Raw genomic sequence first — 8,794 nt, 5'->3', positions numbered from 1 at the left:
TGATTGCAATATTATTATTTGCTTTTGTTAAATCTGCTTTTACATTTCCTAAATTGCTACTTAATCCAGAAAGTCCATCCGTCACACTCAACAAACTCTTCACTTCTGTAACATTGATTCCATCATAATGCACTTCAAAAGCCGGGCATTCATCCACAAGATCTCCATCCTGCAAATTTCCCGAAGTATATGCCGGTACTGCCGGATTACTTGCAACCGGTGTTCCCTGGATCACCTTCCAACTGCAGTTTTCAACCTCTGTCTCTGCATTTCTGGTATACCGATTTACAATAAGATCAATCCTTTTCATTCCCTGACTACCATTTGTCAGTGTAACCTCATCATAAGTACCAATATCCACGCAAGATATACAGCCGTGATGCGCCATCATCCCACTTCGGATTTTCAGCAGATTATTACTGCTAAGTTCCGGCTTCAGATTCTCTCCGCTTGTTATAATATAACTCCCCTGCCCGATAATCCCCTCCAGCATCTGCCGGAACTGCTGCGAAGTCACATGTGGTGATCCGGTTCTTCCAGATACAATTTTCATTCTTCATCTTCTCCTTCCAGTTTATAAGTAATTGATTCCACATCATTCGTAATCTCATAAATGATATTTTCGATTGGTTTTGACATATACATCCCAGTCAGGTAATCCCTGCCACCGACAATATCTCCAATCCCAACCTCGATTCCAAGCTTTGCAACATCCATCTGAAATGTCTTTTTATTCATCAGCTTCTGCAATTGTTCCGCGGACGTTTTCTCCAGCTCTGCTGTTTCTGTGCTCGTATTTTCGTATACTGCTGAGATCTCATTCAGTCCTTTGTAATACTGCGTCTTTCCAATGCTTCCATCTTTCTGCACATACAGATGGAATATGTTCCTCTCCTGCAATTCCCCTTTTCCGGTTACAACCAGATGATTTACGCCATTTTGTTTATCATCCATCGTGAAATTCAGTCGACTGTCCTGTGACAATTCAATCTGCGCAGAATAATCAGTAATCGGAACTGCTTCAATCAGAATATAACATGGCTCGTCCTGTTCTTTGATCAGTCGGATTTGCAGGCGGTATCCAACACTTTTCAGCATTTTAGTAAGACCTTCCAGTAATGTGCAGTACCGGTCAAATTGAAAATTCTTTACAGATATACCCGTATCTTCTGATGAAACTCTGAATAATCCATCAAACTCCGGCTCGATCAGTGTTTTCATTACCTGATTCAGTTCTCCGGATACTGTTTTATAATCCGATCCGGCAGGCGGCTCGATCACCTTATACTGCAGTCTTCCCCGCCATGTGATTCCCTTCAGCTCCACATAATCCAGCGTTGTATCTGTCAGCACCTCTCCGATAATGCCTCCATATTCTGTCTCCGTAATATAGACATAGCTTGAAAAGGTCAGCTCCGGATACCAGTTCGACCTTGCAATCTGTACAGAAAATTCGTACTCGCCATTCGTATCCACTGTGATATTTGAGTCCAAAATCGCTCCCAGTTCTCTTCCATCACTATCTGCAAGAATGACATCTTTTACCACGGCGGCTCCCTCCTGTTCAAAAATAAAGTCAGGTCAAATCCATAATCCCCGGACCAGTTAATATTTAAAAGCCCGGATGGTATTCTCTCGAAAACAGTTTGTTTCTGTGCTCTCTGATTAAATAAATTTTGTACCGTTCCATTCGTCAAATACCTTCGGATCGTTCTTCTCTGGCTATCTATGATCAGATATTCCCTGCTTTCAAGCGTTACGAAAAACTCATAAGGATAATCGTTGATCAGAATCTTCGGATTTACACATGGTCCGTAAATGATCATCCGGTACTCACTTGGAATGATGTGATCAACATCCCATGCTGCGATTCCTCTTTTTTCTCCGGCAAAATCAAACGGATAGTCATACTGAAAGTCGATTCCGGATGCTGCCGTTTCTTCCAATTGTGGAAAAAACTGTCTTGTCGCTTCTACTACCCATACAAGTTCCGGAGTCTGGAAGGTGATCTCCACTTCCGAATACACATATCCCTTCCATCCTTCTTTCGCTGACTTCAACACCTTGCATCTTAAATATGCACCATTCACGTACAGTTTCCCGTAGGTATCATTTTCTGCATCAACCGCAATGATCCGGTATAGCTGCTCCATATTCGCCTGAAATTCTTCCCGCTTTCCAAACACATCAATCGTCACTGTTTTTTCATATCCGTCCGAAGACTCTGACCAGTCCGCATCGAACCAGTCAGTCTTCGTTGTACGAAAAGGAGCTTTCAAAAGATTCAGCTTTTCGCCGTTCATATTTTCATAATACACAATCATACCTGTGGCACTGCTCCTTTCGGTAATGGTCTGTCTATCCGTTTCGTATCCAGGAATACCGGCTTGTTGCCATTTTCTTTTGCAATCTTCCTCTGGATACGTTCAAATCTGTCGTAATCAAATCCTTGATCCTTAAAGATCGGATTATTCTTTATTCCGCCTACCGTTTTATCCTGATTAACGGATGTTGTAAGCTGTACACTTCTTTGCAGACTCTGGACTGCTTTTTGTACTCCGGCATTCATGGATCCGACCGGAATATTCTTCTCAAATCCGATTCCCATACCAAGAGCCATCATCTTACCAACCTGGTCCCGGAATACTCTCGATGGAGAATGAATACCAAGTTTTGACTTGATTGCATCTAATGCGCTACTTGCCGCAGATGTTGCCGCGCTGATCAGGCTTCCTACCGCACTGGATATACCACTTGCAATTCCGGAAATGATATTCATACCAACACTGCCCCAGTTTACACTGGTAAATGCATTTTTGATCTGGCTGATCATTGATGGAATCTTACCAAGTAACGCCGGGATTCCCTGAACCAGTCCGACTGCGAGCTGCGTGATAATCTTCACACCAGTCTGTATGATCTTCGGCAAATTCGTGATAATCGTAGATGCCAGCTTGCCGATGATAACCGGTGCTTTCGCTGCCACCTGCGGAATCGCGTTTGCAATTCCCTGTGCCAAGCCTTCCATTAACCGTAATCCGGAAGTTATTAACTGCGGAAGATTACTGATCAGCGACTCAACCAGAGTCAGAATCATCTGTACTGCTGCCGGAATTAACTGCGGAAGTTGTGCGCCCAGGCTGCTTACCAGAGTTGCTATGATGCTTGCACCTACGGAAATGAGCGATGGTAGATTTGCCGTGATTGCATTCATCAATCCCAAGATCAGGGTTGCACCTGATGAAATCAGTCCCGGAAGTGCTGCTGTGATTCCTGCCCCAAAGTTAGATATGATCTCCGGTCCTTTGGTCTGCGCCAGAAGCAGGATCTGGTCAATCTGTGTACCAAACTGACTGTAAACCAGTCCAAGACCGGCTACCACAACGGCTGCAACTGCACCGAAATTCATCAACCCTACAAATGACGGAATAAAGCCGGCTACTGTTCCAAGAACTCCCTGCAAAGCAGAACCAATCTGTCCGCCCCATGCTCCCAGATAACCGGCAGTATCTCCAAATAGTGAAAACGCGCTTGTAATTCTGGGGATTTTTGATGCGATTGCAGAACCGATTTTGCCGACTGCCCCACCAATTTTTCCCGGAACACAGGAAACGACCTTGCCGATTTTTCCGACAGTAGCTGACAATTTCGGAGTCAGTACCTGAAACGGTCCTGTAACAGCGCTACCGAGCCCTTTCAGGCTACCCGTAAAATCTTTCTGGAAATTTGCAGCCGATTTTGTTGCGCTTTTGAATCCCTTCGGAAGCTTTCCAAGCTCAGACAAAACACCCGTTGTAATTCCGCTGAATCCTTCAACGGCTGTCTGTACATTGCCGATCTGTGATCCAAATAACGAGATCACTGGTCCAGCTCCCGCAAGAACTGCTGCAGTCTTGCCAAGATTCATGAGCTCATCCGTACTCATGTTCTGCAGCTTATCGGCTAACTTACCAACACTATCTGTAAATCCCTTTAATTGCGGAACCGCTTCACCGATTTTTCCGGATAAGGATTCCACCACATCCATTCCGGTCTTTCCCAGACGCGGGATCATTTGACCAAGATTATTTAAGATATTCTTTGCCGCTGTCCAGAATGTGTCAACCAGGTCGTTCGCACTGATTACACCGGCTTCAAAATTTTCCCAGGCGGCTTTAGCAGAATTAACAGAACCTTCAATCGTTGTAGAAGCTTCTTTTGCGGAAGTTCCTGTGATTCCGAGATTTTGCTGGACTTTGTGAATTGCCTGAATCATCTGGTCAAACGTTACATTATCCAGATCTTCTATTTTTTCATTTAAGATACCGGAATCATTGATCAATCGGATCATTTCCGACTGTGTACCGCCGTAACCTAATTTAAGGTTATCCAACATTGTGTAATTCTTCTTTGCAAAGCCCTGATAGGCATTCTGGATATCCTGCATATTCGTACCCATCTTATTGGCATTGTCTGCCATATCAATGATCGCCATATCTGCTATCTCTGCAGCCTTTGCAGTATCTCCGCCTAAGCCCTGTAGTAATGATGCTGAAAAGCTTGTAACCGTTGACATGTAATCATTAGCAGAAAGCTGTGCTGTTTTGAACGCATTGTTTGCGTTCCTGATCACTGTCTTGGCACTATCTTTAAATAATGTCTCTACACCACCAATCTGCTGCTCCATATTGGCGACTACACCAAGAGAAGACTTTACAATCGCCGCCGCTCCAGCTCCTACAGCTGCAACAGCTCCGGTCATTGCCTTGCTGACTACAGATAAGCCACTTTTTCCAAGACTTCCAAGCTTATTTATGCCTTCATTGAACCCACTCTCATTGATTTTGGTATCAAAATTCAAATATCCATCTGCCATACTATCATCCTTTCTGATAGCACGGCTCAGGGGCTCACAAGTGCTTAATTCTTAATCTTTATCTCCACCTCCCGTCGGCATTTGCGACATTTTACATACAGTCCGCTGCACACTGCAGTATCTGCGTAAACAAGCAGATGCTGACCGCAGTACGGACACGGATACCACTCACGCCGTGTCGGTATTTTAATTTCCATCATGAGAACATATCTCCAATCTCATAATCATCAAGCTTTCGCTGTTTCTTTTTCAGCGCAACAGCTCTCTGGATCTTCTTGATCCGTTTACGTTCGTCCTTGTCCCGGATTGTTCCAGGATCAATCGAACGATACATAATCCGTTGTTTAATCTCTGTACTATCCGGCAACCAGTCAAACAAGCTCCGGAACTCCCACCAGTGCATATATTCAATCTGCTGCAGGTCAATTCCATATGCCTCCCGGAACGCTGCATAAATGCAGCCGGCATCTTCCGAAAAAGAAAATACCGGCTTTCCACTTCTCTGCTGCTCTTCCTCTTTATCTTCCAGATCATCCTGGTACATCCTTTTGCACATCAGGAAATCTCCGAGTGCATATATTGCAGCTTCAATATCTTCCGGAACCTTATCCAGATACCACTGCAACAGAAGTCCACATTTGATCTGCCATGGAACCGAGTCGTCTTCAACCAGCTCCGTAAAACGGATCCATTCACGGAAATCTGTCACGATCGGGTAGTACTCCCCATTCACCTTGACTTCTTCCGGAAACTGCTCATATAAAATATTCATGCTCTGCTACCTTCCGGTATTGGAATGTTTTCCTTTACCATACTGTTTCTGGTAGTTTCTTCTCTGCTGACGGTTTCCATTTGGCTGTGGCTGCGGATGCGGGAACTGCTGCGTTGTATTTTGATTTGGTACATACTTATCATATTTATCGTCCAGTTTCTTTGCTTCTGCTGTTTCAAAGTCTAACAATGATTCAGCCGCTTCGTTACACAGCTTGACGCTGTTCTTTCCGCAAAGGATACGCTCCCCGGCTCCCTCGCCAAAAAGGGTATCGAAGAACACATAAAAACACGCGCACTGCGCGCGGATGATATCACTGTTCTTTCCGACTACCGGAACATTCTGCTCCGCTTCATGCATTGCTGCTTTCGCTTCATCAATCGCATCTAAAAAATCCGCATCCGTGAAATCCACGTCCGCTTCAAAATCTCCAAATTTCCAAAGGCTCATAGGCTCACTCTCCCATTTCTTCTTTATTCTCCGCCAGCAGTGAATGTACAGGTCTTCCATCCGTCTGTGGTGGTTGCAGTACCCTTTGTGATTTCTCCGGCCGCTTTAAAGCTGCCTTTGTAAATCAGGGCATCCGTACCGTCCCCTTCTGTGTCCGGAATTACACTCCATGTTCTCTTTCGTGCGGTACAAGTTGTTTCCGATGTCTTCTGTTCAAACAGATCTACCACCACAATATCAACCTGCGCTTCTGTTCCGAGAATCTCATCGTCAGTAATTGCTGCAATCTTTTCATGTACCGGATCATTGGTATACCGGTCAAATTCGTAATCGATCGCCGGCGCATAACCGACTACGTCACTTCTTTCAGACGCCTCATCCACATACTGCCGGCTGTACTCTGTCGAGTTCTTTCCATCCGATAGCGATGTAAATCCCGTCATTCTGGTAAATGTTTTTCCTGATCCATCAGCGTCCATAAAAGCCACTCTCTTATGTCTGCCAACTAACATTTTTTCACTTGCCATTTCTTCACACTCCTTACTTATAAATCAATCTGCAAATCATCTGATACCGTCCCAGATCGGCCTCTGCACTAAACAAATAGCCGGACTGCAGCACTTCAACTTTTATAGCATCGTGCCCGTCCAGCTCTGGAACAATATCATTCAAGTTATTCTGTTCTGTCCACTCTTCAAAGTTCTGATAAAAACCACTGTTGGCAATACCGGTTCTTGCATCCCCATCGTAGGCTTCCTTACTTGTCAGAGCGAACTGGAACTGCTTCAGGCAGCCCCCATCCACATATCTCTTGTAGATGGGATCTACGCCGATTGGATCAATGGAATATTCCATTCCATCACCAAGATAATCAATATTGATCTTCCGGTTATTGATATCTGGATAAGTCCTTACATACTCCCGGATACTATCAATAATCGGTTTCCGTTTACTGTCCGGCAAGTTTCTCAGCTCCTTCCCTTATGGCATCTTTATGGCTCGCTTTCATTGTTTCAAACCATCTTGCCTTAGTTTTATGCTCATAATACTGCCGGCGGGCATACGGGGCAAGATATTCAATGGATCCGGAACCGATCACTGTACCAAGTGTCCCAGACTTAATCAGCATCCCGGTTCTTCTCGGTGTCAATGGATTCATGTAGCGTAGACACTCAGAATCCACAAATGCCTGGGCCCTTGAAAATCCCTCCGCTTTTTTCTGTGCGAATCCCGGAGCCCATTCCAGCCGTGCCGTGGTAGAACCATTCTTACCAGTCACTGTAAATACGCTGCCTCTCGGAGTTGTGATTCGGAAGTCCTTCTTTCCTGCCATCTTACTCGCCTCCGATCCGCCAGTGCGGTGTTGTACCAAACCGGTTGTCCGACCAGCTTGTCACCTTGCAGTGCTTCTGGAACACGGCTTTCAGATCTGCAGGTCTTTCAATCTCAATCTGGCACTCTCCCAGGACAATCTGATCATCATTCTGTATGGTCCAGTATCCATAACCGCCACAGCAGGCGAACTGATCCGGCGGAAGATACTGCCCTGCTTCCGGAATATCCGCAGGAATCCGAATTTTGTAAACTTCCGCACTTTTCAGCCCGTTATCCGTAACTGCAGTCTTATGGTCCACATGGACGTGGACACCATGCAAAACGGTTCGGATCCAGGTATCGTAATGTGTGGAATCACCGCTTATTCTGTTATAAACCGTAATGTCACTATTCGTAATCATCATCCACCGCCAAATCCATAAGCCCCGTATTTACCAGATATACTTCTGCAATTCTATACAACATCGAATCCACTGATCGGCTTACATCAAACGATACGGAATACCCATCGTTGTTCTCGGATGTTATTCCATCTCGCTGATCATACTTGTATGCACAATCACACATTTCTTTGTCTCATAATCCAGAGTCACGTCACCGGGCACATAACCAGTGCTTTTGTTATAATCCGCAAGCCCCTGCATAGACAACTTCGGGATCAGGATCTCATTTGCGTTTGCTCCCTCTTTTACCAGCTCATTCGGTCCATCCAGAACAGCTGTTAATGATGATAATTTATACACCTCATCCAAAAGTGTTGAATACTGTTTTCTAAGTGCAATAGTATTTGCCATTCTTCCTTACCTCACTTCCTATTTTTCCGGCAGTCCCATGGCAGCTCGAAGTGCAGCAACATCATCTGCTCCCGGATCTGCACCACCTCCGCCACTTGTGCCACCAACCGGATTATTGATTGGTTCATTTGCTCCGAACAAATACCCATCAGACTTCTTGACATCCTCAAGTGCCTTCTTGAGATCTTCGGACTGATTCTTAGATTCTTTCAGAGCATCGATATTCAGCATTGCGATAACTGCCTTTTCATTTCTTCCGCCGGCAGCCTTAACTGCTTCTTTAACAGAATCCATAAATACACGGTCAGCTTCTTTTGCTGCATATTCATCATCTTTCGCCTTCAGATCACCCTGAAGCTTTGTGATCTGTCCCTGCAGATCTTTCACATCCACGCCTTCAAATTCTTTCAGCCTGGTATTTACATCATCCAATGAAGCCTTGTAGTTGTCCCTCTGGGTAACTGCGTTATCGTACTCGCTTTTAGTACGATAATTTTCTTTCCAAGCCTTATCGAAATCTGCTTTCTTATCTGCTGGGACTTCCATTCCATACTCTTTCAAAATCTCATGAATATTTTTCATCGTTAC

General features: G+C 44.8%; 11 protein-coding genes and 2 pseudogenes. All 13 read right to left on the bottom strand.

From position 1 onward, the window contains the following. Positions 1 to 553, bottom strand: a pseudogene (locus tag PGQ33_RS15885) (hypothetical protein); the annotation flags it as partial. Next, the gene (locus PGQ33_RS15880) at positions 550 to 1,548 is read right to left on the bottom strand and encodes a Gp37-like protein (RefSeq protein WP_270206067.1); all 999 of its coding nucleotides are present in this window, start codon (positions 1,546 to 1,548) and stop codon (positions 550 to 552) included. The gene PGQ33_RS15880 and the pseudogene PGQ33_RS15885, both read right to left, overlap by 4 nt. Next, positions 1,542 to 2,324, bottom strand: coding sequence for a hypothetical protein (locus tag PGQ33_RS15875; RefSeq protein WP_270206066.1), 783 nt, complete (start codon positions 2,322 to 2,324; stop codon positions 1,542 to 1,544). The genes PGQ33_RS15880 and PGQ33_RS15875 overlap by 7 nt, the downstream gene beginning before the upstream one ends. Next, entirely contained in the window at positions 2,321 to 4,855 is a 2,535-nt protein-coding gene (locus PGQ33_RS15870; RefSeq protein ID WP_270206065.1) for a phage tail protein, read from the bottom strand. The genes PGQ33_RS15875 and PGQ33_RS15870 overlap by 4 nt, the downstream gene beginning before the upstream one ends. A gap of 44 nt (positions 4,856 to 4,899) precedes the next feature. After that, a complete protein-coding gene (locus PGQ33_RS15865; protein ID WP_175305068.1) occupies positions 4,900 to 5,055 on the bottom strand; it encodes a hypothetical protein in 156 nt (51 codons plus the stop codon). Further along, on the bottom strand, positions 5,052 to 5,627 hold the full coding sequence (locus tag PGQ33_RS15860; RefSeq protein ID WP_270206064.1) for a bacteriophage Gp15 family protein: 576 nt from the start codon (positions 5,625 to 5,627) through the stop codon (positions 5,052 to 5,054). Before PGQ33_RS15860 ends, PGQ33_RS15865 begins: the two co-directional genes overlap by 4 nt. Positions 5,628 to 5,633: 6 nt before the next feature. Continuing rightward, positions 5,634 to 6,077, bottom strand: coding sequence for a DUF6673 family protein (locus PGQ33_RS15855; RefSeq protein ID WP_270206063.1), 444 nt, complete (start codon positions 6,075 to 6,077; stop codon positions 5,634 to 5,636). A gap of 23 nt (positions 6,078 to 6,100) precedes the next feature. Next, entirely contained in the window at positions 6,101 to 6,604 is a 504-nt protein-coding gene (locus PGQ33_RS15850) for a hypothetical protein (RefSeq protein ID WP_195196651.1), read from the bottom strand. Between the two features lie 13 nt (positions 6,605 to 6,617). Further along, the gene (locus tag PGQ33_RS15845) at positions 6,618 to 7,040 is read right to left on the bottom strand and encodes a hypothetical protein (protein WP_270206062.1); all 423 of its coding nucleotides are present in this window, start codon (positions 7,038 to 7,040) and stop codon (positions 6,618 to 6,620) included. Next, entirely contained in the window at positions 7,027 to 7,410 is a 384-nt protein-coding gene (locus PGQ33_RS15840; RefSeq protein WP_270206061.1) for a hypothetical protein, read from the bottom strand. Before PGQ33_RS15840 ends, PGQ33_RS15845 begins: the two co-directional genes overlap by 14 nt. Before the next feature lies 1 nt (position 7,411). Next, entirely contained in the window at positions 7,412 to 7,816 is a 405-nt protein-coding gene (locus PGQ33_RS15835) for a DUF6751 family protein (RefSeq protein WP_243034487.1), read from the bottom strand. Positions 7,817 to 7,975: 159 nt separating this feature from the next. Further along, positions 7,976 to 8,206, bottom strand: a pseudogene (locus PGQ33_RS15830) (hypothetical protein); the annotation flags it as partial. 18 nt (positions 8,207 to 8,224) lie between these two features. Then, on the bottom strand, positions 8,225 to 8,788 hold the full coding sequence (locus PGQ33_RS15825) for a phage scaffolding protein (RefSeq protein WP_270206060.1): 564 nt from the start codon (positions 8,786 to 8,788) through the stop codon (positions 8,225 to 8,227). Positions 8,789 to 8,794 lie beyond the last annotated feature (6 nt).

This window comes from Coprococcus sp. AM100_B19A (genome assembly GCF_027662015.1).
GTDB lineage: Bacteria > Bacillota > Clostridia > Lachnospirales > Lachnospiraceae > Allocoprococcus > Allocoprococcus comes.
This window is presented reverse-complemented; position numbering and strand designations above follow the sequence as displayed.